Origin of the sequence: Holdemanella hominis (assembly GCF_014306155.1) — a bacterium.
Classification (GTDB): Bacteria; Bacillota_I; Bacilli_A; order Erysipelotrichales; family Erysipelotrichaceae; genus Holdemanella; species Holdemanella hominis.
Genome location: NZ_JACRWH010000016.1, coordinates 1 through 25,476, shown reverse-complemented (window position 1 = coordinate 25,476; position 25,476 = coordinate 1). Strand labels below are relative to the sequence as shown.

The following is a 25,476-nucleotide window of genomic DNA, read 5'->3' as shown; positions in this document are numbered from 1 at the left end:
TGCATAATATAAAATCGCATGGTATATTAAATAGGCATTCAGCAAATGGGCCTGTAGCTCAGGTGGTTAGAGCGCACCCCTGATAAGGGTGAGGTCGTTGGTTCAAGTCCATTCAGGCCCACCATTTGCTGAATATATGGGGTGTTAGCTCAGCTGGGAGAGCACCTGCCTTGCACGCAGGGGGTCATCGGTTCGATCCCGATACGCTCCACCAATTAAAAAAAAGTAAGTCATCTTCGGATGACTTTTTTTCTATATATAGAGGTTTGATTATGTATATACAATATTATGATTCACCATTAGGTAAAATGTTATTGGCGGCTGATGAAATCGGATTGATTGGTGTTTGGTTTGAAAATCAAAAATATTATGCGGATGGTTTGATAGACCCTGTTGAAAAAGAAACGGCTGTTTTAAAAGAAACAAAAGAATGGTTAAATCTTTATTTTAGTGGTAATGAACCAAAAGTTTTGCCTAAAATGCATCTAATTGGAACAAAGTTTCAAAAGAAAGTTTGGCAACTACTTCTTAAAATACCCTATGGTAAAACTATGACATATAAAGACATCGCAAGAATGATTTCTCCATCAATGTCAGCACAAGCAGTGGGAAGTGCTGTAGGACATAATAAGATCTCGATTTTGATTCCTTGTCATAGAGTAATTGGATCCAACAGTAGTTTAACTGGATATGCAGGTGGAATTGAGAAGAAAGAAAAATTATTAGAAATTGAGGGTATATATGAGTAATATGTACCATTTTTTTGATGGATGTAAAACATAGATTCGAATTTACTGAAAATAAATGTAATAAAATGCTTGCTTAAATGAAAATGTGGTGTTATTATAAACGCATAAAACACAAGGAAATGGAGTAGTAAAAGGAAAGTCTTTGTTAGAGAGTTGTCGGTTGGTGCAAGACATAAAGGATTGAACTTTGAACTTACCATGGAGTGGTCAGGTTGATAAGACTTGAACGTAGGCTTAACGTTAATAAAGCAGGATGTGATAGCATCTGAAATGAGTGCATTCTTAAATGAATGAAGAAGAGTGGTACCGCGGAAGTATTGTAATTCTAACCTTTCGTCTCTTCTGTCTAAACAGGCAGCAAGAAACGATTGGTTTTTTTGTTAGCTTGTTGTGCACGTTATAGGAGGAAAATTATGAAAGCACAAAAAGTTGGGAAAATGGCGATATTTTCGGTAGGCGCTGTATTATTCTCAGCACATGCTGGAGGTGGATTTGCCACAGGAAATCAGGCAAATACATATTATGTAGGTTTAGGATGGACTGGTATTGTGAGTGCCATAATAGCTATGTTGCTATTGATATTGACAATGCGAGAAGCCATGGTGATGTATAACCAGAGAAATTTGACAAGTGCAAAGGAATTGTTTGAAAACTTATATCATCCATTCGATAAGTTGGAAATCTTATTTGAGATCTTCTTTAATATCATGGTTTTGATGGCTGTTGCAGCAGCAATTAGTGGAGCTGCAAGTGCATTGCAACAATACTTTGGATTTAATTATTATGCTTGTGTCGTTGCGGTTGGAATTGTTGTTCTTTGCTTAACAATTTTTGGAGCTGACGTGGTTCGTATGGCAAGTACATATATGGGTATGGCTATTTTGGTAACAGCTATTGTTATTTATGGTATGGGAATCATGAAAGGTCAAAATATTGGAGCTATTTTAGCAAATGACTTTACTGTAAATGGTTTTATGGATATGCCTAAAGCCATCTTAAATGCATTTACATATGCAGGCTTTCAATGTGTGACATTACCAACGATCGTAGCATGTGGAGCTATCTTACCAGATCGAAAATCTTGTTCAAAAGCAATGTGGGTCTCATTTGTGATGAATGCTGTCGCATTAGTATTAAGTGTATTGATGTTAATTTCTTGGAAGAGTGTTTATGGAGAAACAACTCTTCCTACATTGACGAGTTTAAATACGATGAATGCCAATTGGATGGTTGTTGTATATGGTATTTGTTTATTACTTTGCTTAATTTCTACAGCAGTAACAACAACATTCGGATTTGTGGCTCGCTTTGAAAATATGCGTGTTTTAAAGAATGTAGAAAATCCAGTAAAGAAAAGAATTATTGTATCTGCCTTTATTATTATTGTATCCATGACAATTTCTTTAGCCGGATTAACAAATATTATTAAATATGGATATGGATATTGTGGATATTTAGCTATCGCAATCATCATTGTTCCATTCTTAACGGTCGGTGTATACAAGAATTATCATACAAAAAGTATTGAAGTAAAAGAAGGAGTAGAAGTTTATGAAAACAATTGAAATGTCTAATTATTCAGTCGGAGAAAGTTGTTACAACGAAATCCCAGGTGTATGTGAAAAGTACAATGTTAAAAAAGTTGTATTGATTGGTGGTAAAAGAGCTTTGGCGGCTACTGAACCAAGAATTCGTGAAGCCATTAAAGAGACTGATATTATTATTACAGATTCAATTGTATATGGTATTGAATGTACTATGACGAACGTACATAAATTGACTTCAAATTCAAACGTACAAGAAGCCGATGTTATCTTTGCGATTGGTGGAGGAAAAGCTATCGATACTTGTAAAACCGCATCCATTGAGATGAATGACAAAATGGTTTTTTCATTTCCAACAATCTGTTCAAACTGTTCGGCCGCTACAGCTATTGCCGTAGTATATGATGATAATGGAGCATTGGACCACTATTCATATCCTCATTGTCCAGCACACATTTTTATCAATCCAGATGTCATCGCAAAAGCACCAAGTGAATATTTCTGGGCCGGAATTGGGGATGCGTTGTCTAAACAATGTGAAGTTGAATTCGCAACACAAGGAAAGATTTTAGATCACACGGCTACAATGGGATTGGCATTGGCGAAAACTTGTACTGCACCATTGTTGAAATATGGTAAACAAGGTATGGAAGATTGTAAAAATGATACAAATTCAGCTGCAATCGAAGCTATTGCCTTGGATATTGTCGTATCAACTGGATATGTTTCAAACTTAACAAACCAACCAGAATATTATTATAATTCAAGCATTGCGCATGCCTTCTATAATGGTAGTTGCTCAATTACACGTGATGGACACCATCTACATGGCGAAGTTGTATCCTTTGGTGTATTAGTATTGTATGCATATGCCAAAGATGAAGAAAATTTAATGAAAATGGCAAAATTCAATAAATCAATCGGCTTACCAGTGACTTTAGCGGATGTGGACTTGGATGAAAGCCATTTGGAAGCTTTGACTGAAGCGGCTACAAAAACAAATGAGTGGAAAAATGCACCTTTCCCATTCACAAAAGAAGAGTTTATTGACGCTATTAAAAAGGCAGATGCAGTAGGTCAAAGCTTATAAGAGATCGAGTAATCGATCTTTGCTTATAAAAAGAATCCCGATTTTTCGGGATTCTTTTTAATGATTACATATTATCATAGCAGATTGCTAAAATATCTTTTGGTATGTATTCTAAGAAGTCTTGAATATCAAGTCTTACAGAATCTTCATCAAAATAATTTTTGTTGTCACTATGATAGACACGTTCGGATAATTTGATTAGATTTTCGCCGTTAATAAGTTGAACGTGAGTGGCATTAGCGTATTCTATTGCTTCATTTGAAAAATCACTTGTCGTTATAAAAATCAAGTTATTGGCTTTTTCTGTGACACTAGCTCCAACAAGTTTTTGGATTAATGGTCGTCCAACTTTTGTTTTATCAAATAACTTGCATTCAACTAAAGCGAATATATTGTTGTTCTTCAATAATTTTATATCATATCCTCCATCGTTAGTTGGCGGAGTTACTACAGCTTCAAAGCCTATTTTTTTAAAAATATTTGCACAATAATACTCAAAATCTGTAGGCTTTGAACTATATAGTCTGATTAAATCTGTAATTGACAGGAGGGTGTTGCTATATTCAAATTTACTCTTTTCTTTATTTATCTTTTCAATTTCGTAAAAAGATTTCTTTATTTCAACGCTATTATTTCGTAAGTGATAGATACAGTCCATTAGGGATAATGGATTATCAAAAGATATTAAATAGTTGTCAATATAGAGATAACTATCTTCCCAGACAATATAATTATTGTTCATGCGATTATCTTTTGTTTTATTCATATTTTCAAATTTCCAATGTGGAAAATTTAATTGATAATAATTTTCTGCATAACATTCTTCTGTGCTCTCGATAATTGCGTTGCTCGGCATTATATCTAATTGATATTTATTGGTAAATTCTCTTTTGAGATTGTTATTTAATTCAATGGCTTTTTCTTCTCTTTTATTCCTTATGTAAATCGTAAGGTAAACAAAAGGACCAATAATAATAGTTAAAATAATCCCTAATAAAGATGCTAAGAAGATATAGCCTATTAAATCTTCAAATATGTACATTTTAATTTTCCCCTTTTTATAAAAACTATAAGAAAAATATATCATTTTTTGAGAAAATTAGCGACTTTAATGTTATTTTCACATGGAAGGATTAGAATGAAGGTGTATGTGAAATTTTGTGATTTGTAGGTTGATTTGATAGATATGTTATAATTAGTGATGTAGGTGATAAAAATGTTACTGTTTTTTAAGAGTTTACCAAGACTAGTACACAGTGCCAATAAAGATATGCACCGTCATTTCTTGATGACCTTTTCTTCCATTGTATCGATTGGCATTGCTTTATTAATGGCTTTGTTTATATTTGTGATTTATATGAATGTCGGAGGATTTACGAGTCAAATTGAAAGTGAATTTATGATTCAAGTCTCTTTAAATCCAACACTAGAAGATGAAGAAATTAGTGAATTATCCGATTCAATTTCATCTCTTGCTTCCGTAAAAAAAGTAACGTATTCAAGTAAAGAAGAGGAATTGGATGCGTTGATCAAAGAAAATGGGGCGATGTTTAAACAATATAAGGGAGAGGACAAGAACCCTTTATATGACGTTTTGAATGTGGAATTAAAAGACAACACAAAAATTTCAAAAGTGACAAAGAAAATTTCTAAAATGGATGGTGTTGTTCAAGCTACATATGGAGGTAGTGCTATCAACACGATGATTCAACTGTTTAAAAATATCCGTGTATGGGGAAGTGTCTTTGTTGGATTGATGGTTTTGATTGCCGTATTCTTGATTCGAAATACTATTAAAATGACAATTTTAGTACGAAAAGATGAGATTGCGATCATGCGAACAGTTGGTGCCTATAACTGGTATATTTCTTTACCGTTTGTATTAGAAGGAATCTTTATTGGCTTTTGGGGTGCATTAGGCCCTGTTTTGATTTGTATATTTGGCTATACAGGACTTTACCACGTAATGAATGGTATGTTTTTTAGTGACATGATGAGTATGCTGAAACCATATCCATTCGTACTTTGTACTTCAGGTGGCATTCTTTTGATTGGAATGGTTGTAGGAATGCTAGGAAGTTATTTAGCCGTTAGAAAATATTTGAGGTGGACACGATGAGAAAATATAAATTCTGTGCAGGTTTTCTAAGTTTAGCTATGGCCTGCTCATTAATCATGCCTGTTTCAGCAGAAGACTATTCCGATACAGAAGCCTGGTATGCCAAGTGTAGTCAGGCACAAACTTCACAAGCTGGCGTAAAAGCTTGTCAGGGATTTCAGGAATATCAGAAGAATCGTAAACAAAGTCTGCAAAACAGTATTGAAGCTTATACTTCGAGCATAGCTTCTTTGCAGAGTGATACGACAAAAATGGAGCAGCTTGCCAAGGAACAAAAAGAATTGGTTTCCAATTTACAAACGCAGATAAGTGAAAAAGAAAAATCGATTGAGTTGATTGAAAACAACATTAAAGAATTGGAAGAGAAGATTCAGGCAAAACAAGCTGAAATTGATGCTTGGAACGCACAAATCGAAAATCGTATGAAAAATGAACAAACAACGATTGGAACCAATATGATTATAGACTTGATCATGGGATCGGATAGTTTAAGTGATATGCTTCGTCGTATTTCTGGAGTTGAAAGAATCACAGAAGATGATCAGTCGCAAATTAAAAAGTTAAATAAATTAAAGAAAGAACTTGTTTTGCAGCAAGATGAACAAAAACGTTTAGATGAAGACGCAAAAAGTCAAAAGGCAGAATTAGAATCGCAAAAACAGCAGGCCAGTAAATTAGAGGAATCTTATAATAAACTGGTTGAAGAATATCAGAAAAAAATTACAGAATTAGAAGCACAGAAACGTTCCGCACAAGTGGACATGAATAGCATTCGAGACTTTGTGATTTCAACAAACTTCTCAGGATCGATTGAATCCGTATCTGGATTTATACATCCTGTACAAGGTGGAAGCAAAAGTGCAGGTACCTGGGCATATCCTGGTGGAGGCATGCACTTAGGACTAGATTGGGCAGCTCCAATTGGTACAACTGTAGTAGCTCCAGCAAGTGGTGTGATTTTATATGCCGCAGCCCCTGTAGGAAGCAACTCAGGCTATTTGGGTAACTGGTCAGGATATCCTTATGGTGGTGGAAACACAATAGAAATGTTGTGTAATGTGAACGATACACTTTATGCCGTAAGTTTCTGTCACTTGTCGCAAACAATCTACGTAAGTGCAGGACAAAGTGTTTCACAAGGTCAAGCAATCGCGTTATCGGGAAATTCAGGAAATTCAAGTGGGCCACATACACATATTGAAGTCTATAATCTAGGTTCAATGTCTGTAAGTGATGCGGTAGCTCGTTTTAGTGCGGGTGCTGATTTTGCGTGGGGAACAGGCTGGTCAGGCACAGGTACTTCTTGTGAAGCTGGCAAAGCAGCGCCTTGCAGGGAAAGACCAGAAAAGTTCTTTAGTTAGGAGGAACATTATGATTGATTTAAAAGATGTTTCAAAAGCATATCCCAATGGAGTACATGCTTTAAATCATGTAAATTTACATATTGATAAAGGTGAATTTGTTTATGTGATTGGAGCCACAGGTTCTGGTAAATCTACATTGATCAAAGTGCTAAATGGAGAAGAAGTTCCAGATGAAGGTGCAGTTATTGTAGATGGTATTAATGTAGGGGCCTTAAAACATAGAAAAGTTCCATACTATAGACGTAATGTTGGCTGCGTATTTCAAGATTATCGTTTACTTCCAAAATTAACTGTCTTTGAAAATATTGCCTTTGCCCTAGAAGTTGTGGGTATGCCACGCAAACAAATTCGTAAACGTGTAATGGAAGTATTAGAGCTTGTTGATTTGAAAGAAAAGGCTAGAAGTTATCCAGACGAATTATCTGGAGGACAACAACAGCGTGTAACGATTGGCCGTGCCATTGCGAATAAACCAAAAGTTTTGATTGCAGATGAACCAACAGGAAATCTAGATCCCGAAAAGAGTTTAGAAATTATTTCATTATTAGAAAAAATCAACCAAAAACTAGATACAACAATCATGATGGTTACACATGATAAAGTATTGGTTGACCGCTTTAAAAAACGTACGATTATGTTAGACAAAGGATATGTGATTCACGATTCGAATAAAGGTGGGTATAAGAGTTTATGATGAAAGGTTTACGTACTTTTTTATACGAATTGAAGTATGCCTTTCTCCAAATGAAAAGACATATTATGTTGTGCTTTTCTGCCATTAGTGCCATTGGCATTACCCTACTTTTGATTGGTTCGATATTGATTATTGGATTACACGTTAATTATTTTTCGAATGATGTTCAAAAAGATTTGAGTATTCACATTATTTTAAATGAGGATATCGATGATGAAACAGCTATATCAAGTATTCAGAGTGAAATATCTAAATTGAAGAATGTTTCAAAGGTAGAAGTATCCTCTAAAGATGATGAACTTGAACTTATGATCAAAGAAAAGGGAGATGCTTTTAAAGCTTATCGAGGAGAAACAAATCCCTTATCCAATGCTTTCTTTGTTTATGTAAAGAATGCTTCTTCTATCCGTAAAACAAGTGTGCAGATTCAAAAAATTGATGGCGTATCCAGCACAGCTTTTGGAGGAGACAGCGTTACAAGCTTAGTAGACATGTTGAATATGATTCAAAAGATTGGTTTAGGCATTGTTGCTTTATTGACTCTATTGTCTTTATATTTGATTTATAACGCGATTCGAACGACAATTGATTCAAGAAGTGATGAAATTATTATTATGCGTACAGTAGGTGCAACGAATGGTTTCATCAGTAATCCATTCATTGTCGAAGGTATTTTTATTGGACTAATTGGATCTATCATTCCATATTTATTGGTGCATTTTGGATATGAAAAGCTGTACGAAAGTTTAGACGGAAAACTATTCACACCTATGTTTGCCCTATTTAAACCAAGTACAATCAGCTTTCAAGTAGGACTCTCTATCATTCTTGCGGGAGCCTTGATTGGTGGGTTCGCATCCTTGTTTGCGGCAAGAAAATATTTGAAAATGAAACGATAAAAACATTGCAGAATAAAGGATTGTTTCGTATACTTTCTATATGGAATTATTGGGGCGAATGATTCGTCCCATTTTGTTTTAGAATAGGATGAGCTTATGAGAAAAAAAAGTCAAACAATATTGATTACACTACTATGCATTGCATGTTTTGGCGCAGGCATAAGTGTACCAGCTATTTTAAATAAAAAAACGACAGGAAATAGTAAAGAACAAGAAAAATTTGATACCATTTATTCAATTTTGAATTCAGATTGGTATTATTCGAATAAAATCAAAAATTTGGATTCCAAACTTATGGAACAAGCTATTGATGGAATGACAACTCTAGATCAAGATGTTCATACAAACTATTTTGACTTAGAACAAGCCAGAGCCTTTTCAAGCAGTCTTGAAGGAAGTAATGTAGGATTAGGGATCTCTTTTTATTTAAATGAAAGTAAAAACTTCGTCGTATCCAACGTATACATCAATTCAACAGCGGATAAGAAAGGCTTAAAACCCCAAGATGAAATCATTTCATTAGATGATTTAAAATGTAGTGAAAATGATTCAGACACAATCATTAAATATATTAAGGCGCATGAAGGGCAGAATGTTAAAACAAAATATCTTCGTGATGGAAAAGAATATACGACAAATTTGATTCCAGGTACTTTTGATTCAACGGTCGTATGTAACGTATACGAAGGTTATGGAGAAATTATTCTAACGAGTTTCTCAGAAAATAGTGGCAAAGATTTCTCAAAGGCAATGTCTCGCCTACAAGAAGCGGGGATCAAAAAGTTGGTCTTAGATTTACGTAATAATGGTGGCGGCTATTTAAATGCGGCATTGGAAATTTCAAGTTCTTTGATTCCCAAAAAGTCAGTTGTCTTTAAGGAAAAAGATAAAGATGGCAAGTTTACTAAAGAAATGGCAAAAGATGAATTCAATCAAGTAAAAATGGGTAAAATTATTGTTCTACAAAATGAAAATACGGCAAGTGCAGCCGAAGTTTTGATTGGTGCTTTAAAAGATAATTTAGGGGATACAGTGATTACGGTAGGAACAACATCTTACGGTAAAGGTACCGAACAAGTTACAGTACCATTCTCAGATGGAACAAGTTTTAAGTATACAGTGGCACGTTGGTATACGCCAAAAGGTACAAGTATCAACAAGAAGGGTTTTAAACCAGATATTGAAGTAAAACTTGGAGAAGTGAAGACAACGTCCTATTATAAAGTCAAGAAAAAGGATGTCATCAAAAAAGACAGCGTGGATGATAATGCCCAAGCTTTACAAGTATATCTGAAGTATTTAGGATATGATGTGGATCGAACAGATACATATTTTTCAAATACCAGCTCTCAAGCTTTGGCAAGTTTTCAACAGGACAATCGTTTAGAAGTAACGGGAGATTGTGATAAAAAGACGTGGGATCTTTTGATGGAAAAAGTATTGTTGAAGATGAATGGAACACCAAGTGATGATACGCAAAGACAAAAAGCGATAGAAGAGGCACAAAAGTAGGTATAAACCTACTTTTTGTATATAATGGAGAAGAAGGATGTGAACGTATGAAAAATCAGTTTGAATTAATATCTGAATATAAACCGAGTGGAGATCAGCCAGAAGCTATTAGGGAATTGGTTTCTGGTTTAAAAGAAGATAAAAAATTTCAAGTACTGTTGGGAGCTACAGGAACTGGAAAAACATTTACAATTTCGAATGTGATTGCCCAAGTGAATCGACCAACCTTGGTGTTTGCACATAATAAAACTTTGGCGGGACAGTTGTATTCCGAATTTAAAGAATTTTTTCCACATAATCGTGTGGAATATTTCGTCTCTTATTTTGATTATTACCAGCCAGAAGCCTATTTGCCAAAAACAGATACATATATTGATAAAAACACAAAGACCAATGAAGAATTGGATATGCTTAGAATGGCAGCTGTAAATAGTGTTTTAGAAAGAAGAGATACGATTATTGTAGCTAGTGTTGCCTCTATTTATGGTGCTAGTAATCCAGAACAATATCGTCATATGATCTTTACTTTAAGAAGCGGACAGATCATTGAAAGAAATGAATTGATGCTAGCGTTAGTACATCAACAATATAAGCGTAATGATACAGATCCATTAAGAGGGACTTTTAGAGTACGTGGGGATGTCATTGAAATCACACCAGGTCATACAGATCGTTATTTAATTCGTATTGAAATGTTTGATGATGAAGTGGAAAGAATTTGTGAAGTCGATCCAGTAACAGGACATGTCAATCAATCTTATCAGCTGTATATTATTTATCCGGCCAATGGCTATGCGACAAGTATGGATATCATCAATCATGCAGCAGACACAATTCAAGAAGAATTGGATGAAAGATTGGCTTATTTTGATGAGCAGGATAAACCATTAGAAAAAGAGCGTTTGGAACAAAGGTGTCGTTATGATATAGAAGCATTAAGGGAATTTGGCGTATGTCCAGGTATTGAAAACTATTCAAGGCATATTGATGGCAGAAAACCAGGCGAAAAACCGTATACACTATTTGATTATTTTCCAGATGATTTCTTGCTTGTGGTAGATGAAAGTCATGTTTCTTTACCACAAATTCGTGGCATGTATAATGGAGACCGCGCAAGAAAACAAATATTGGTGGATTATGGCTTTAGACTTCCAAGTGCTTTAGATAATCGACCTTTGCGTTTTAATGAATTTGAGGGGTTGATTAAAAATGCCATCTTTGTATCTGCAACACCTGGAGATTATGAACTGGATCAAACGCATGGGGAAATTGTTGAACAAATCATTCGTCCAACAGGTCTTTTAGACCCGGAAGTCGAAGTACGTCCTATTGAAGGTCAAATTGATGACTTAGTAGATGAAATCAAGGAGCGCCTTGAAAAACATGAAAGAACTCTGATTACGACGCTAACGGTTCGTATGGCTGAAGATTTAACTTCCTATTTAAAGAATATGGATTTAAAAGTAGCGTGGCTACACCATGAAGTTACAACGATTGAACGTACGGAGATCATTCATGATTTACGCCAAGGAAAATACGATGTACTTGTAGGTATCAACTTATTAAGGGAAGGCTTGGATATTCCGGAAGTCAGCTTGATTGCGATATTAGATGCGGATAAAGAAGGTTTCTTAAGATCAAGACGATCATTGATTCAGATTATTGGTCGTGCGGCACGTAATGCCAAAGGTAAAGTTATTATGTATGCCGACAAAATTACGGAAAGTATGCAAGAAGCCATAGATGAAACCGCAAGACGTAGATCGATTCAGATGGAATACAATGAAAAACATGGTATTGTTCCTAAGACAATCATCAAACCAATCCACGATGTAGTTCGTTCTAAGGAAACTAAGGAAATGGCAGCTAAGTATTTGAAGAAGAAAAAGTTGCCGGCAAAACAAAAGGAAAAGATGATCAAAGAATTAGAGCAGGAAATGAAAGAGGCAGCTCGTACTTTAGATTTCGAAAGAGCAGCGCAGTTAAGAGATATCTTATTTGAGATGAAAGGTGAAAAATAGTCACATTGTGAAAAAATAAACAAATTAATTGCATAATGAAAATAAGTGTGTTATTTTATTTGCGAACATAGATTCAATGAGTTCTTCGGGGCAGGGTGCAATTCCCTACCGGCGGTAAAAGTCCGCGACCCACGCAAGTGGCTGACTTGGTGTAATTCCAAGACCGACAGTATAGTCTGGATGGTAGAAGACACAAAAGTATTTTTTGTATTTTTTAGACCCCGAGAAGATTTTTCTTGGGGTTTTCCTTTTGGAAGAGCTTATCCGAATCAAAAGGAGGTAAAAAGATGAAAAAATGGAATGTTCAAACAATTGTATTAACGGCGATGCTTGCAGGTCTTGCCGGGGCACTGATGTCACTGGAATTTTCTTTACCAATGATGCCACCATTCTACAAGATTGATTTTAGTGATGTACCAAGTATTATTGCCCTATTTAGTCTAGGACCTGTATCTGCCACTTTAGTTGAAGTTATTAAATTGATTGTAAAAGTAGTGACTGTAGGAACAAATACAGCTTATGTGGGTGAACTCGCAAATCTTTTAGGAATTGCTCTATTTATTTTACCAACATGGTTTGTGTACAAGAAGATGAATAAGACAAGAAAAGCTGTTATTGTCTCTTTAATTGTTGGAATTCTAATTCGTACTGTATTCGCATGTTTCTGTAATGCATGTATTACTTTGCCACTATATGCCAAAGCTATGGGAATGCCGTTAGATTCTGTTGTGCAAATGGTAGGTTCTGTAAATCCAAGTATTAAAGATTTAATTTCATTTATTGCATTTGCGACAATTCCATTTAACTTGATCAAAATCTCAGCTAACTATATCATTGGATATTTCTTGATGGAAAGATTGTCTGCCATTCGTCCAAGTTTTAAGTTTATTTATGAGGCAAATAAGTATGATTTGTAAGTATCAAGAATTAACACGTTTAGAAATGGAACAAGTCGATCGAGAAAACACAATTGTTTTGATTCCATTAGGTGCATTAGAACAACATGGAAATCAAGCACCACTTGGTACGGATACACTCATTGCCACAGCCATGTGTGACTATATTGAAAAAGAGTTAAAGGATGAGGACATACATTTATTGTTGTTTCCAGTCATTCCAGTTGGATTGAGTACGGAACATAAAGAGTTTTGTGGCTCTATTACATTTAAACCTATGACTTACTATCATATGTTGTATGACTTATGTGAAAGTCTAGCTCATCATGGCTTTAAAAAATTGGCTTTTCTTGTATGTCATGGTGGAAATGCACCGGTCGCAAATTTGATTTCTAGAGAAGTAAGAAGCGATTTTAAAGTGTATCCATTTGTATTAAACTCAGGAGCCTTTGATCATCCAGTTGTAAAGGCAACAATTTCTAAAGGGAATACTTTTGATTTTCATGGTGGAGAAATGGAAACTTCCATGGTCATGGCAATTGATGAAAGTTTAGTTAAGTTAGAAACAAGTGAAAAGGGTATTCCTAAAAATACAGCTATGAAAGCACATTTGTCTTGGCTTGCATCGGATTGGGTAACTGAGCAGCAAAAACCAATTGGGATTGGTGGAGATCCAAAGGGTGCGACTAAAGAAAAGGGAGAAATCATTTTATCAATTAGCGCAAAAGAAATTGTTAAGGATTTGATTTTAATTCGTGACTTTAAAGAATAATATTTTGAAATGGTTTACATTTGATAAAAATGCGTTCACTCTTTATAATTATAAGTATGATAAAAGTAGCCATATTAGAATATGAAAAAGAAACTAAGGACATCGTTTTTCAATTATCTAAATTGTTTATGCATGAGGATTGGTGTTTTCGTCATTACTTAAAGGCGAGTGATCTGGCAAAACGGATGAAGAAAGAAGAGTATCAATTATTTGTGTTTGATGAAATGTTTAAGACGAATCGTATTGAAAGTGTATTTGTACATGATAATCCAAATGCGATTGTGATTTATGTGTGTGAAAATCCAATTAAGACGCGTGGCGATGATGAAAGAAGTCGTGTGTTCTATATTTCAAAAGAAAATATCGCAGATGACATTTCAGCTTATGATCAAATGATTCGTTCGCAATGTATTCAAAGTCATGTATATGAATTTAATTATGATGGAGTTCGTATGAATCTTTCGTATGAAGATATCTACTATTTGGAAAAGAATGAAAAGATGGTGTATTTCTATACAAAAAAAGGCGTTTTTCATAAGCGTGATAGTATGAATGCACTTGAAGAAGTGTTTAAAGAGTTCGGTTTTTTACGAGTACACGTATCCTATATTGTGAATTCTAAATATATTGTGGTTTGGTATAAAGATGAAGTTGAGCTTATAAACAAGGTTCTGATTCCTGTTTCGAGAGGAAAAAAACGAAAGATATCGATGAAATAACCGATTTTACCAGTAAAAAGGCGAGTTTTACCACTTGTCTTTTCTTTTTGATTTTGTTGGTTATAATGAAAGTGCAAAGAGAAGTAAGAGCAGAGAAAACTTCTCTTGAGACAAAAAGAGAGCGGTGAGAAGATGACAATAACATAGGGTTGAAACGGAAAGTTTTAACTATAAAAAGTTGAAGCTATGGAGAGAAGGCTCCAAAGGTTAAGCTAGAGGAATTCTAGAAAAAACATTCAGTGGAACTTAACAAGAAAAGGAAATAGGATTTAGATAAAGGGTTTTATTGAGTGAATAATCACAAAAAGGATAGAGTACTTGGAATGTTAAGGATATCATCCAATCTAGATCATGGAACTTAAAGATACTCATATATGGTCATACTTGAGAAAATGCTTAAGGAAAATGAATAGAATAAAATCATAATGCGGATGATAAAAAATTGGATAAGGTAGAAAAGTTATCCGGTTTAAAAAAAGTGAATAAATAAATCAGAGCAGATGGAATGTCTGCTCTAATTTTTGTATAATTGTCTCGGTGATGAAGATATGGAAATTAACTATTATGATAATCCATTCGCATCCAAAAGAACGAATGTGATTGCACGAAACGGAGTTGTCTGCACAGGAAATAATTTAGCTACACAAGCTGGTTTAAGAATGCTTATGCAGGGTGGAAATGCCGTAGATGCGGCCATTGCGACGGCAGCTTGTTTGACGGTTGTAGAACCATGTTCAAATGGACTTGGATCCGATGGATTTGCGATTGTGTGGATGAAAAATAAGATGTATGGCATGAACAGTTCAGGTCATTCTCCATATGCGATTTCGGCAGATAAAGTGGATGAAATTCCAAAACGAGGATGGATTCCAGTTACGGTGCCTGGTGCAGTAAAGGGTTGGAAAGCTTTAAGTGAAAGATTTGGTTCTTTGCCGTTTAAAAAGTTATTAGAACCTGCCATTGATTATGCAAGAAATGGATATCCAGTCAGTGCAGAGATTGCTCGTATGTGGAAAAAAGCATTAAATGCGATTCCAAATAGTGAGGAGTTTAAGAGCTGGTATGATACTTTTACTTTTGATGGAAAAACACCTGAACCAGGACAGATGATTTGCATGCCAAAACTTGCGGATGCACTAGAAAAGATTGCTGATACAAATACAGATTCTTTGTATTATGGAGAATTGGCAGATCGAATTGATGAAGAATCTAAAAGATTTGGTGGATTCTTACGAAAACAAGATTTAGAAGATCACAAGGTTGAATGGGTCAATCCAATTCATGTAGCTTATCATGGCTATCAAGTGTGGGAATTACCTCCTAATGGACAGGGCATTGTGGCTTTAATGGCTTTGAATGTTTTAAATAATTTTCAATTTAAAGAAAGAGATGTGGATTGTATTCATACGCAGATGGAAGCTTTAAAAATGGCTTTTGCGGATGCCAAAGAATATGTTACAGATCCTAAATGTATGAATATGCCAGTGGATGATTTGATAAGTGTTGATTATGGTAAACAAAGAGCAAGTCAAATTGGTCATTTGGCTTTGCCACCAAGGGTAGATAAGCCGCATGGCTCCGGTACAGTCTATTTGTGCACAGCAGATAAAGATGGCAATATGGTTTCATATATTCAATCAAACTATATGGGATTTGGTAGTGGCATTGTCGTAGATGGAGTTTCCTTACAAAATCGTGGATATGATTTTAGTTTAGATCCATCTCATGTAAATTACTTGATGCCTCATAAAAAGACGTATCATACAATTATTCCTGGTTTTTTGACAAAAGATGATAAACCTGTTGGGCCTTTTGGTGTAATGGGCGGTTATATGCAGCCACAGGGACATATGCAAGTTGTCACAAACATGATTGATTTTCATTTAAATCCACAGATGGCTTTAGATGCCAAACGATTTCAGTGGATAGAGAATATGAAATTTATTGTTGAGCCAGGCTTTGATGAGAATATAATTACTGAATTAAAGAAACGTGGTCATGAAATTGAAATAGAGTCCGAATTAGCAATGTTTGGACGTGGACAAGTCATTATTCGATTAGAAAATGGTGTCTATGTTGCAGGATGTGAATCAAGGACGGATAGTAATATTGCCTGTTATTAAATGTATGTGATAAAATTAGGGTAAATAGAAAAGTTGAGGAATTATACATGAAGCTTTTAGCTACAGATTATGATGGTACATTACGTTATGCACAGGATGTAATGCCAGAAGATTTAAAATCGATTGAAGAATGGAAAAATAAGGGGAACAAATTCGTGATTGTGACGGGTCGTTCTAAAGAATCGATTGATGCGCAAATCAAATTATTTAATTTACCATGTGATTATTTGATCACAAATAATGGTGGTATGGTTTTTGGCGAAAATGGAGATGTCTTGTTGTCGAATTATTTGAATTTTGATGTTTGCGTAGACATTTTACATAATGTTAAAAAATTAGACACTGTGATTAGTTATGTTGTAAATGATGGAATTCACCGTCATCGTATTGTATTGCAGCCAGATGCAGTGGATCATCGTTATCCAAATTTAAAACCAGATGTTACGGAAGCCGAGTTGTTGGATATGACACATTTTGCGCAGATCGTATTATCAATGGAAGATACAGATTCAGCTTTAGAAGTGGCAAGTAAAATCAATGATTTGTATTATGAACAAGTTGTTGCTTATCCAAATAATTTCGTTGTTGATATTGTTCCAAAGGGGGTTTCTAAAGCGACAGGTATAGATTTCTTGATTGAATATGCGAATATCAAAGAAGAAGATGTATATACAATTGGTGATGGACATAATGATATTCCGTTGATTGAATTTGGTGTGCATGGTTCAGTTATGTCGTGTGCAGATGAAGATGTAAAAGCACATGCTCAAGTTGAGTATGATTCAGTAAGTGATTTAATTTCAAAAAATTTATAAATAAAATAAGGGGGTATTTTAGATGAGTTTCAGCTTATCTGATATTACATTCCTAATTCGATTATTATTGGATATTTTAGTAGTATGGGGATTGATATATTCTGGACTAAGAATTGTGCGTAATAATTCACGTACGATCCAACTTGTGAAGGGTGTATTGATTATCGTTTTAATCAAGGCTTTAGCCGTATGGCTAGGCTTAAATGCTTTAAATTATTTGATTGAAATGTTCTTGAATTGGGGAGTTGTCGTTATTTTGGTTGTTTTCCAACCTGAAATTCGTGGTATGTTGGAGAAAGTTGGTAAAACAACAGCCATCTTAACAACGGATGTCTCCGTTTCACAAATTCAACAAATGATCAATGAATTGGTAGAGGCATGCGCAGAAATGTCAAAATCAAAGACAGGAGCCTTGATTTCTATTGAAAGAACACAGAGCTTGTCCGATTTTATTCGTACAGGAATTGTGATGGATTCGGAAGTTTCAACTGAATTATTAGGAACAATATTTCAGTATGGAACACCAATGCATGATGGTGCCGTTATTATTCAGGGGAATAAAATAGCGTGTGCAGCAGCTTATTTTCCTCCAACCACAAAGGATCTTCCTAGTAAGTATGGAGCAAGACATAGAGCGGCTGTCGGCATTAGTGAAATTACAGACTCAATCACAATTATTGTGAGTGAAGAAACAGGAAATATTTCAGTTGCGGTCAACGGCCAGTTAACGCAATATCCACCAGAAGGTTTACAGCGTTATCTAACAAATATGTTAGTGACAGAATCAAGTCAAAATCCGTCTTCAATTCTTGTTCCTATGTTGTCTCAGGCCAAGTCCATGGGCAAACGTGCTAAAAAGCAGACTGAGGACGCAAATAAGGATGAGCGTGTGAAGGCAATTGAAATTGTGAATTTATATGAACAGAAAAAGGAGGGCAGTCAACATGGAATCTCCAAATAAGAAGAGCCCTTCTGTATGGTTTAATGAGTTGCGTGGTTTACTGACTTTGATATTTCAAAAAGTTAGTAAACTCGTAGACCGTGTATTATTTGATAAAAAAGGATCTGTAATTATTTCTTTGGTTTTATCCATCATGATTTGTGTTGTGATCAACTATGAAGATATTAGTTTAAAATTGTTTAACGATACCAGAACAACTGTGGATCTAAGAAATGTAGCTGTTGAAGTACTAGCAGATACAGATAAATATGATGTGGCTGGTGTGCCAAGTACAGTAGATGTTTCATTAACTGGAGATGCGACAAGTATTCAGGTATTCCGTTCAAAGGGTAGTGTGCAAGTCGTAGCTGACTTGAAAAAATATTCGGAAGGTGAAAATATCATCAATTTAAAGGTAAAGAATTTGCCAGAAAAAATTGAAGCTGTTGTAGATCCTGCTACAATTGATGTTACACTTTCTAAAAAAGTTACAAAATCATTCACAATCCAACCAGAATTGTTGGTGGGATCAAATCAAAAGGTAACTGATTTTGAAACACCTACATTAGATGTGATGACAGTTAAAATTACGGCAAGCCAGAATCAATTGAATTCAATTCGAATTGTGAAGGCGTTGATTGACTGTACAGGTCAAATTCAAGATTTTGAGGCTAATGCAGCGTTGGCGGCTTATGATGCGAAGGGTAATCGAGTAAATGTTACACTATCACCAGAGACAGTACATGCAAGTGTGAAATTAGCTAAAAATACATCATCAGACAAGGAGGATTCAGAGTAATGGGTAAGTATTTTGGAACAGATGGAGTTCGTGGAAGAGCGAATGAAGGTTTAACTTTGGATATGTCCATTAAAATTGGACAATATTTAGGCTGGTATTATGGAAAAGAAAAACATGCGAAAATCTTGATTGGTAAAGATACAAGACTTAGTGGAGACATGTTTGAATTAGGTCTTGCGGCGGGTGCTACAAGCATGGGGGCTCAAGTCTATTTATTAGGTGTATGTCCAACTCCGGCTATATCTTATTTGGTTCGTAAAGAACGCTTTGATTGTGGAATCATGGTAAGTGCAAGTCACAATCCGTATTATGATAATGGAATCAAGTGTTTTAACCACAATGGAGAGAAGATGGAAGAAGAACTTCTTCTTGAAGTTGAAAAATTTATGGATGGATTAACCGATTTAGATCTAGTGACTGGAGATCACATTGGAGAATATTTCGAATGGGAAGATGGACTAGAAATCTATATGAGCTGGTTAAAAGAATGTGTTCCTGTAGATTTATCTGGTATGAAGATTCTTTGTGACTTGGCAAATGGGTCTGCGACAAGTACAGCGGTAGAAACATTGGATTCTTTAGGTGCTACAGTAGATGCCATCAGCAATTCGCCAAATGGAATCAATATCAACAATAAGTGTGGATCTACACATCCTGAAGGACTACAAAGAATGATGCGTGAAGGGGACTATGATATTGGTTTGGCATTTGATGGCGATGCCGATCGTTTGATCATGGTGGATTCAGATGGAAAGCTTTGCGATGGAGACTACATCTTATATATTTGTTCTCGCTACATGAAATCAATCAATCATTTAAACAAGAATATGGTTGTCACAACGGTTATGGCAAACCTAGGTTTATATAAGGCTTTAGATGCCAATAAGATTGATTATATTCAAACGGCAGTAGGAGATAAGTATGTATTTGAAGAAATGCAGAAGAATGACTACTGGGTTGGTGGAGAACAAAGTGGACACATCATTTTCTTAGAACATGAAGTAACGGGTGATGGTTTAATGACGGCTTTAAAGATTCTAGAAATCATGAAAGCTACAGGAAAATCATTAAAGGAATTAAGTGAAGGATTGTTTATTTATCCACAGTTATTAAAGAATGTGACTGTTAAAGATAAGAATGCATGTCTAGAAAGTAAAGAACTACAAGAAGTTGTAGATGCAGTTGCGAATGATTTAGGAAATGAAGGACGTATCTTAGTTCGTCCAAGTGGGACAGAACCATTGATTCGTGTCATGGTGGAAGCGAAGACAGATGAGTTATGTGCTCAATATGTTAAGCGTGTTACAGATTTCTTAGAAGAAAATAATTTTTAGAAAGAGGGTGGCCCAATGAAAAGAGTCATTAGTATTGTTGAAGACGAGAAGGATATCAATAATCTAGTTGCCCAATACTTACGAAAAGAAGGATATGAGGTTCATTCTTACTATACATACGAAGAGGCAAGTGCACATGTTGCGGATGATGATGTGCATTTGTGGATCTTAGATATTATGTTGGATGACAAATCTGGTTTTGACTTGATTGAAGAAATTCGTCTTCAAGGACCAGAAACGCCAGTTATCTTTATGTCTGCGCGTGATAAAGAATTTGACCGTATTATTGGATTAGAGAAAGGCTGCGATGACTATATCACAAAACCATTTTCACCTAAAGAATTAGTATTAAGAGTCAACAATATTATTAAGCGTGCTTATCGTGATGATAATAATCGCATTAGCATTGATGGATATGAATTGGATGAAGAACAACGAAAAATCTATGCGGACAATGTAGAAATTGAATTAACGACAAAGGAATTTGACTTGTTGATGATGTTTATCAAAAACAAAGGAATTGCCTTCTCACGTGATAAAATTCTTGAAAATGTTTGGGATGAAAACTACTTTGGTAGTGATCGTGTCGTAGATGATACTTTGCGTCGTTTGCGTAAAAAACTTCCAAATTTAAACATTCATACAATCTATGGATATGGATATCGTTTAGGGTGATACAAATGTATCCCCTTTTCTTTTTCTTATGGTAAAATGTTTATGATGAGGTGATATTTTATGAAGGGACCTTCCTTTTATTTTCAAAAAATGTCATTAACGCGACAAATTTTAACAATTATTTTGACGGTTTTGATGTTTTTTATCATGTTTTTCTTTGTGTTTGTCAGCGATAATATTGATCGAACCATTACTAAACAAATGTATGAACTGATCTTAAATCGACAAACATCGATCGTTGGATTAGTGGATTCGAAACAAACCGATAGTATAGATGACATTTATGCTTTCTTAGCGAGTGACAGTGTTCAAACAAACTGTATTATTCAAGATGGTAAAATGAATGTGATCTCAAATCAGAGTTCCAAAAGAAAACCAGTGAATCATAAAGTATATGAATATTTATTAGATCAATCTAAACAAATGAATTCCGAAAATGAAGAAGCACTACAGGGAACGATTATAGTCGCAAATTCGAAGTATTATTATCGTTTGATCTATTGTCATGACGGTATAATTTTGGCAAGTTTTATGGATGATACGTACGCGACACAATTTAGAGATTCATTGATTGATTCTACGGTATACGTTATTGTGATTGCGTTTATGATTGTATTCCTGATTATTTTAATGTGGGTATTCTCAATTATTCATCCTTTGAATTTAATTCGAAATTATATTGAACAAATTAAAGATGGAAAAGAAGTAGAACTTCATTTAAATCGTGATGATGAAATTGGTGAAATGGCGACTGCGATTGTGAAGATGAATGAAGAATTGAAAAAGCAGGATAAAGCCAAAGAAGATATGATTCATAATATTTCGCATGATTTAAAAACGCCGATTGCGACAATTAAATCGTACGCTGAATCTATTAAAGATGGTATCTATCCTTATGGAACTTTGGAAAGCAGTGTTGATGTCATCTTAGATAATGCACAAAGATTAGAAAATAAGGTACATTCTTTATTGTATATGAATCGTGTTGAATACTTGGTGGCAAGTGATGCTGAGGGTGTAGTCACAAATATGAAGGATGTTGTGGAACAGGTTGTATTAAATGCAGCCGTGATTCGCCCTGAAATTCAAGTGATTACAGATGTAGAAGAAGTCTTCTTTGATGGTTTGATTGAAGCGTGGCGTGTAGCCATTGAAAACATTATGGAAAATGCATTCCGTTATGCGAAATCTTACATTAAGATTGAAGTAAGAGAAGACTGGTTGTGTATTAGTAATGATGGTCCAAAGATGCCTGAAGATCGCATTCAATCTTTATTTAGACCTTATGAAAAAGGCGAAGGAGGACGTTTCGGACTAGGATTATCCATTGTTTCTAAGGTTTGTAAGGCCAACCACTATATTGTGAAAGGTGAAAACAGCGAGGATGGAGTTCGCTTTATCATTTATCGTAAAACAAAAAAACAAAAGAAGAAAAAAGAAAATAACTGGGTAAAAAATAAAGGAGAAAAAGCATGATGAATGTCGCAACGATTGGCTCTGGTGTTATAGTAGAGCGCATGATTGAAGCTATGCGTTTAGATGGTCGATACAATTTATATTGTGTATATTCTAGAACGGAGAAGCGTGCTAAAGAATTTGCCGAAAAACATGGGATTCAAAAGTATTACACGGACATGGAAGAAATGTTGAATGATGAAAATGTGGATATTGTTTATGTGGCAAGTCCAAACTCTTTACATTATTCACAATCAAAAATGGCGTTGGAACATGAGAAGCATGTTATTAATGAAAAACCATTTACGCCAACTTTAAAAGAGTGTAATGAACTATTTGAAATAGCAGAAAAAAAGGGTGTCTATATTTTTGAAGCCATCACAAATGTGCATTTACCAAATTATAAAATTATTAAAGAAAATATGTCGAATTGCGGAAATATCAAGATGGTTCAGTGTAATTTCTCACAATATTCATCGAAGTATCAAAAGTATAAAAATCATGTTCAAACAAATGCCTTTGATACAGCTTTCAATGGTGGAGCATTAATGGATATCAATGTATATAATTTACATTTTGTGACGGGAATGTTTGGTAAGCCGAATGAGGTTCATTATTTTAAAAATGTTGGATACAACGGCATCGATACAAGCGGAATTATTATTATGCAGTATCCCGATTTTATCGCAACTTGTACGGGTGCTAAAGATTGTTCAAGTCCTTATGCAGTATATGTACAAGGGGATCAAGGAACGATTATTGTCTCTGGTGCGAGCAGTGGTGTATGTAAAGATGTGTATTTTGATGCGCCTAAAAAGGATCAAATTGGAAAAAAAGCTACAGACACTAAAGAAAAAATCAGTATTGAACAACCAAATCACATGTTGTATGAGTGTCAGGACTTTATGGATATCATCCTAAATAAGGATGAAGAAGCTTATACAATGTATAAGGAACAAACCCAAATGGTTGTCGAACTATTAGAAAAGCTATCATGATGATAGCTTTTTTTGGAATATATATAATTTTTCAGTGCTTTGACTCGCATCAAAAGTGTATCCTAAATCTGAAAATTGAGTAATATCTTTGATGTTTTCAATCTTGTTTTCGGCAAGATAGCGAACCATAGCACCTCTTGCCATCTTGGCATAAACACCTTTTTCTTTACCATTTTCTTCGACAAAACGAACATCAATCAATGGCTTATATTTTCGTATGATTTTGGCATATTCTTCACTCGCCAGATTTAAAATCGGTTCATCGATTTGTTTGGCAAGATCGTCTTTCCAAAAGTCATACAAAGAGAATGGGCATTTTGTCTGCATTTCTAAACGATAGGGTGTGATCGCATCCAGTGGCTTTAAAAGACCATAAAATCCAGAAAGAATGTACAGATGCCCTTGAATATATTTGATTTGATCATCTGTAAATACATGGGGTGCCATATATTGATATTGTATGCCAGAATAGCTCAGTATGGCTGGTGTTGTATTTTCTTCTAGACTCATATTTTGGAATTGATCATATGTAGTTTGGGCAATTGTGTCTGAACATTTTAAATAAGATTTTAATTCTGAATAGTCTAAACTTTTAATATGATTTAAAAGTTCAGTTGTCTTGGATAAGAACATGGGTGTTGTACACTCTATGTTGATATCATCGATCATTTTCATTTTCTTAGCGGGTGAGATAATTATTTTCATAATAATATTGTATAATAGGTGTCAAGAAAGGGAAGTGAAGATTATGGTGAAAACTGAAGAAATGTTAAAAAATTTAGAGGAATTGATCAATACACCGAGTGTGGTTGGTTTTTATCCTGAAATTCATAAAAAATTAGCGGAGATGGTAGGAAAGTTTGGATATGAACTTGAGTTTGATAATAAACGTACTGCCTATGTTCGTGTACCAGGTAAAGATTCTAGTAAGATTGTATGTGTAGGAGCTCACTTAGATACGATTGGTATGCAGGTTCGTCATGTGATGGACAATGGATGGATCGAAGTAAAAAACTTGGGTGGAGTCAATTTCCATAATGTGGAAGGGGAGAATGTCTATATTCACACTCGTAGTGGAAAAACATATGAGGGTATGGTAATTTGTAAGTCGCACTCTACACATGTATTTGATGATGCGAGAAGTCGTGAGCGTGATAAATTTAATGAAGCTATTTTATTGGATGAAGATGTTAGTTGTGCTAAAGATGTATATGATTTAGGGATTGAACATGGGGATTTGATTAGTGTAGAACCACGTTTTAGACGTACAGAATTTGGTTTTATTAAATCACGTCATATTGATGATAAGGCTATGGTTGCAGCCGTGATTGATGTGTTGCGTCAATTGAAAGAAGAGAATCTAACACCGGCTTATGATACTTTGTTTGCGTTTCCTATTTATGAAGAAATTGGCCATGGAGGAGCATATGTTCCTAGTGAAGTGAGTGAATATGTAGCTTTGGATATCGGCTTGATTGGGCCAGATAATCATGGATCTGAAAAGAAAGTTTCTATTGGGGCTAGCGACAACTATTCTCCTTATGATTGGGGATTAACAACTAAAATCATCAATTTGGCAAAAGCGAACAATATTAACTATTGCGTAGATACATATTATCGTTTTGGCTCAGATGCTACAGCGGCGATTCGCGCTGGAAACAATATTATGCCTGCTGTATTTGGGGTTGGTTGTATGAATTCGCATGGCTATGAAAGAACGAGTGTTCAAGCTATTGAGGATTGTGCACGTCTAACATTGGCTTATGTATTAAGTGAATAGAAAAATTAGATAATAAAAATCAAGCCTAATTCATAAAATTTTGTGTCTTTCCATGAAGAACACATTTTTTGATGATTTTCCACGACAAAAAGATTGGATTTCTCCAATTTTTTAAATTTTTGTTTATAATGTATTCAAGACTACCTTTCATATGTGGTCTTGTTTTTGCATATACCGT

Annotated in this window: 23 protein-coding genes, 2 tRNA genes, 1 riboswitch and 1 other annotated feature; of the genes, 23 read left to right on the top strand and 2 right to left on the bottom strand. The window is 34.9% G+C overall.

Translation table 11 applies throughout. The annotated features are described in order from the left end of the window. Window positions 1–47: 47 nt before the first annotated feature. The 5 genes from H8911_RS05575 to H8911_RS05555 all read left to right on the top strand — a co-directional run bounded on the left by H8911_RS05575 (window position 48) and on the right by H8911_RS05555 (window position 3,383). Window positions 48–124 (top strand) — tRNA-Ile (locus H8911_RS05575). A gap of 14 nt (window positions 125–138) precedes the next feature. Then, window positions 139–214, top strand: a tRNA-Ala gene (locus H8911_RS05570). A gap of 58 nt (window positions 215–272) precedes the next feature. Further along, on the top strand, window positions 273–749 hold the full coding sequence (locus H8911_RS05565; RefSeq protein ID WP_186998948.1) for a methylated-DNA--[protein]-cysteine S-methyltransferase: 477 nt from the start codon (window positions 273–275) through the stop codon (window positions 747–749). A 105-nt stretch (window positions 750–854) separates the two neighbouring features. Beyond that, window positions 855–1,093, top strand: a binding site (T-box leader). A gap of 69 nt (window positions 1,094–1,162) precedes the next feature. Continuing rightward, window positions 1,163–2,314: a YkvI family membrane protein gene (locus H8911_RS05560; RefSeq protein WP_186998947.1), complete on the top strand. Its 1,152-nt coding sequence runs from the start codon at window positions 1,163–1,165 to the stop codon at window positions 2,312–2,314. Next, complete coding sequence (locus H8911_RS05555) at window positions 2,301–3,383, top strand: iron-containing alcohol dehydrogenase family protein (protein ID WP_117925556.1); 1,083 nt, start codon at window positions 2,301–2,303, stop codon at window positions 3,381–3,383. Before H8911_RS05560 ends, H8911_RS05555 begins: the two co-directional genes overlap by 14 nt. A gap of 64 nt (window positions 3,384–3,447) precedes the next feature. Here the strand turns inward: H8911_RS05555 and H8911_RS05550 are convergent, their stop codons facing one another. Continuing rightward, window positions 3,448–4,425, bottom strand: coding sequence for a restriction endonuclease (locus H8911_RS05550; RefSeq protein WP_186998946.1), 978 nt, complete (start codon window positions 4,423–4,425; stop codon window positions 3,448–3,450). A 174-nt stretch (window positions 4,426–4,599) separates the two neighbouring features. Between H8911_RS05550 and ftsX (H8911_RS05545) the strand changes: the two genes are divergently transcribed. The 17 genes from ftsX (H8911_RS05545) to H8911_RS05465 all read left to right on the top strand — a co-directional run bounded on the left by ftsX (H8911_RS05545) (window position 4,600) and on the right by H8911_RS05465 (window position 23,518). Next, window positions 4,600–5,502: a permease-like cell division protein FtsX gene (gene ftsX / locus H8911_RS05545; protein WP_186998945.1), complete on the top strand. Its 903-nt coding sequence runs from the start codon at window positions 4,600–4,602 to the stop codon at window positions 5,500–5,502. Then, complete coding sequence (locus H8911_RS05540) at window positions 5,499–6,863, top strand: murein hydrolase activator EnvC family protein (RefSeq protein WP_186998944.1); 1,365 nt, start codon at window positions 5,499–5,501, stop codon at window positions 6,861–6,863. Before ftsX (H8911_RS05545) ends, H8911_RS05540 begins: the two co-directional genes overlap by 4 nt. Before the next feature lie 10 nt (window positions 6,864–6,873). After that, on the top strand, window positions 6,874–7,560 hold the full coding sequence (gene ftsE / locus H8911_RS05535) for a cell division ATP-binding protein FtsE (RefSeq protein WP_117925559.1): 687 nt from the start codon (window positions 6,874–6,876) through the stop codon (window positions 7,558–7,560). Next, entirely contained in the window at window positions 7,557–8,459 is a 903-nt protein-coding gene (gene ftsX / locus H8911_RS05530; protein WP_255466300.1) for a permease-like cell division protein FtsX, read from the top strand. Before ftsE ends, ftsX (H8911_RS05530) begins: the two co-directional genes overlap by 4 nt. A gap of 96 nt (window positions 8,460–8,555) precedes the next feature. Beyond that, a complete protein-coding gene (locus H8911_RS05525; protein ID WP_186998943.1) occupies window positions 8,556–9,971 on the top strand; it encodes a S41 family peptidase in 1,416 nt (471 codons plus the stop codon). Between the two features lie 47 nt (window positions 9,972–10,018). Beyond that, window positions 10,019–11,992, top strand: coding sequence for an excinuclease ABC subunit UvrB (gene uvrB, locus H8911_RS05520; RefSeq protein ID WP_186998942.1), 1,974 nt, complete (start codon window positions 10,019–10,021; stop codon window positions 11,990–11,992). Window positions 11,993–12,069: 77 nt separating this feature from the next. After that, window positions 12,070–12,188: riboswitch (FMN riboswitch) on the top strand. A 91-nt stretch (window positions 12,189–12,279) separates the two neighbouring features. After that, window positions 12,280–12,909, top strand: coding sequence for an ECF transporter S component (locus H8911_RS05515; RefSeq protein WP_186998941.1), 630 nt, complete (start codon window positions 12,280–12,282; stop codon window positions 12,907–12,909). After that, entirely contained in the window at window positions 12,899–13,660 is a 762-nt protein-coding gene (locus tag H8911_RS05510) for a creatininase family protein (protein WP_186998940.1), read from the top strand. The genes H8911_RS05515 and H8911_RS05510 overlap by 11 nt, the downstream gene beginning before the upstream one ends. 56 nt (window positions 13,661–13,716) lie before the next feature. Beyond that, window positions 13,717–14,379: a LytR/AlgR family response regulator transcription factor gene (locus H8911_RS05505; RefSeq protein ID WP_186998939.1), complete on the top strand. Its 663-nt coding sequence runs from the start codon at window positions 13,717–13,719 to the stop codon at window positions 14,377–14,379. A gap of 548 nt (window positions 14,380–14,927) precedes the next feature. Next, window positions 14,928–16,502: a gamma-glutamyltransferase family protein gene (locus tag H8911_RS05500; RefSeq protein WP_186998938.1), complete on the top strand. Its 1,575-nt coding sequence runs from the start codon at window positions 14,928–14,930 to the stop codon at window positions 16,500–16,502. Window positions 16,503–16,549: 47 nt separating this feature from the next. Continuing rightward, the gene (locus H8911_RS05495) at window positions 16,550–17,317 is read left to right on the top strand and encodes an HAD-IIB family hydrolase (protein ID WP_199593202.1); all 768 of its coding nucleotides are present in this window, start codon (window positions 16,550–16,552) and stop codon (window positions 17,315–17,317) included. A 22-nt stretch (window positions 17,318–17,339) separates the two neighbouring features. Then, on the top strand, window positions 17,340–18,278 hold the full coding sequence (gene cdaA / locus H8911_RS05490) for a diadenylate cyclase CdaA (protein ID WP_117925567.1): 939 nt from the start codon (window positions 17,340–17,342) through the stop codon (window positions 18,276–18,278). Further along, window positions 18,262–19,056: a CdaR family protein gene (locus tag H8911_RS05485; protein ID WP_117925568.1), complete on the top strand. Its 795-nt coding sequence runs from the start codon at window positions 18,262–18,264 to the stop codon at window positions 19,054–19,056. Before cdaA ends, H8911_RS05485 begins: the two co-directional genes overlap by 17 nt. Then, window positions 19,056–20,390 carry a phosphoglucosamine mutase gene (gene glmM / locus H8911_RS05480; protein WP_117925569.1) on the top strand — a complete coding sequence of 445 codons (1,335 nt, stop codon included), beginning with the start codon at window positions 19,056–19,058 and terminating at the stop codon, window positions 20,388–20,390. The genes H8911_RS05485 and glmM overlap by 1 nt, the downstream gene beginning before the upstream one ends. Window positions 20,391–20,405: 15 nt before the next feature. Next, window positions 20,406–21,065, top strand: coding sequence for a response regulator transcription factor (locus H8911_RS05475; protein ID WP_117570991.1), 660 nt, complete (start codon window positions 20,406–20,408; stop codon window positions 21,063–21,065). 60 nt (window positions 21,066–21,125) lie between these two features. Beyond that, window positions 21,126–22,541, top strand: a complete 1,416-nt coding sequence (locus tag H8911_RS05470) for a HAMP domain-containing sensor histidine kinase (RefSeq protein ID WP_117925570.1) — start codon at window positions 21,126–21,128, stop codon at window positions 22,539–22,541. Further along, window positions 22,538–23,518, top strand: coding sequence for a Gfo/Idh/MocA family protein (locus H8911_RS05465; RefSeq protein WP_186998937.1), 981 nt, complete (start codon window positions 22,538–22,540; stop codon window positions 23,516–23,518). The genes H8911_RS05470 and H8911_RS05465 overlap by 4 nt, the downstream gene beginning before the upstream one ends. On the opposite strand, the gene yaaA is transcribed toward H8911_RS05465, so the two are convergent. Then, window positions 23,513–24,223 carry a peroxide stress protein YaaA gene (gene yaaA, locus H8911_RS05460; RefSeq protein ID WP_186998936.1) on the bottom strand — a complete coding sequence of 237 codons (711 nt, stop codon included), beginning with the start codon at window positions 24,221–24,223 and terminating at the stop codon, window positions 23,513–23,515. The genes H8911_RS05465 and yaaA overlap by 6 nt on opposite strands. A 43-nt stretch (window positions 24,224–24,266) precedes the next feature. Between yaaA and H8911_RS05455 the strand changes: the two genes are divergently transcribed. After that, window positions 24,267–25,298 (top strand): M42 family metallopeptidase, encoded by a 1,032-nt coding sequence (locus H8911_RS05455; protein ID WP_117925573.1) that lies wholly within the window; start codon window positions 24,267–24,269, stop codon window positions 25,296–25,298. Window positions 25,299–25,476 lie beyond the last annotated feature (178 nt).

Coding starts and splice junctions, on each gene's coding strand:
- H8911_RS05565 (WP_186998948.1), top strand. CDS start 273: ATGTATATACAATATTATGATTCACCATTAGGTAAAATGTTATTGGCG.
- H8911_RS05560 (WP_186998947.1), top strand. CDS start 1,163: ATGAAAGCACAAAAAGTTGGGAAAATGGCGATATTTTCGGTAGGCGCT.
- H8911_RS05555 (WP_117925556.1), top strand. CDS start 2,301: ATGAAAACAATTGAAATGTCTAATTATTCAGTCGGAGAAAGTTGTTAC.
- H8911_RS05550 (WP_186998946.1), bottom strand. CDS start 4,425: ATGTACATATTTGAAGATTTAATAGGCTATATCTTCTTAGCATCTTTA.
- ftsX (WP_186998945.1), top strand. CDS start 4,600: ATGTTACTGTTTTTTAAGAGTTTACCAAGACTAGTACACAGTGCCAAT.
- H8911_RS05540 (WP_186998944.1), top strand. CDS start 5,499: ATGAGAAAATATAAATTCTGTGCAGGTTTTCTAAGTTTAGCTATGGCC.
- ftsE (WP_117925559.1), top strand. CDS start 6,874: ATGATTGATTTAAAAGATGTTTCAAAAGCATATCCCAATGGAGTACAT.
- ftsX (WP_255466300.1), top strand. CDS start 7,557: ATGATGAAAGGTTTACGTACTTTTTTATACGAATTGAAGTATGCCTTT.
- H8911_RS05525 (WP_186998943.1), top strand. CDS start 8,556: ATGAGAAAAAAAAGTCAAACAATATTGATTACACTACTATGCATTGCA.
- uvrB (WP_186998942.1), top strand. CDS start 10,019: ATGAAAAATCAGTTTGAATTAATATCTGAATATAAACCGAGTGGAGAT.
- H8911_RS05515 (WP_186998941.1), top strand. CDS start 12,280: ATGAAAAAATGGAATGTTCAAACAATTGTATTAACGGCGATGCTTGCA.
- H8911_RS05510 (WP_186998940.1), top strand. CDS start 12,899: ATGATTTGTAAGTATCAAGAATTAACACGTTTAGAAATGGAACAAGTC.
- H8911_RS05505 (WP_186998939.1), top strand. CDS start 13,717: ATGATAAAAGTAGCCATATTAGAATATGAAAAAGAAACTAAGGACATC.
- H8911_RS05500 (WP_186998938.1), top strand. CDS start 14,928: ATGGAAATTAACTATTATGATAATCCATTCGCATCCAAAAGAACGAAT.
- H8911_RS05495 (WP_199593202.1), top strand. CDS start 16,550: ATGAAGCTTTTAGCTACAGATTATGATGGTACATTACGTTATGCACAG.
- cdaA (WP_117925567.1), top strand. CDS start 17,340: ATGAGTTTCAGCTTATCTGATATTACATTCCTAATTCGATTATTATTG.
- H8911_RS05485 (WP_117925568.1), top strand. CDS start 18,262: ATGGAATCTCCAAATAAGAAGAGCCCTTCTGTATGGTTTAATGAGTTG.
- glmM (WP_117925569.1), top strand. CDS start 19,056: ATGGGTAAGTATTTTGGAACAGATGGAGTTCGTGGAAGAGCGAATGAA.
- H8911_RS05475 (WP_117570991.1), top strand. CDS start 20,406: ATGAAAAGAGTCATTAGTATTGTTGAAGACGAGAAGGATATCAATAAT.
- H8911_RS05470 (WP_117925570.1), top strand. CDS start 21,126: ATGAAGGGACCTTCCTTTTATTTTCAAAAAATGTCATTAACGCGACAA.
- H8911_RS05465 (WP_186998937.1), top strand. CDS start 22,538: ATGATGAATGTCGCAACGATTGGCTCTGGTGTTATAGTAGAGCGCATG.
- yaaA (WP_186998936.1), bottom strand. CDS start 24,223: ATGAAAATAATTATCTCACCCGCTAAGAAAATGAAAATGATCGATGAT.
- H8911_RS05455 (WP_117925573.1), top strand. CDS start 24,267: ATGGTGAAAACTGAAGAAATGTTAAAAAATTTAGAGGAATTGATCAAT.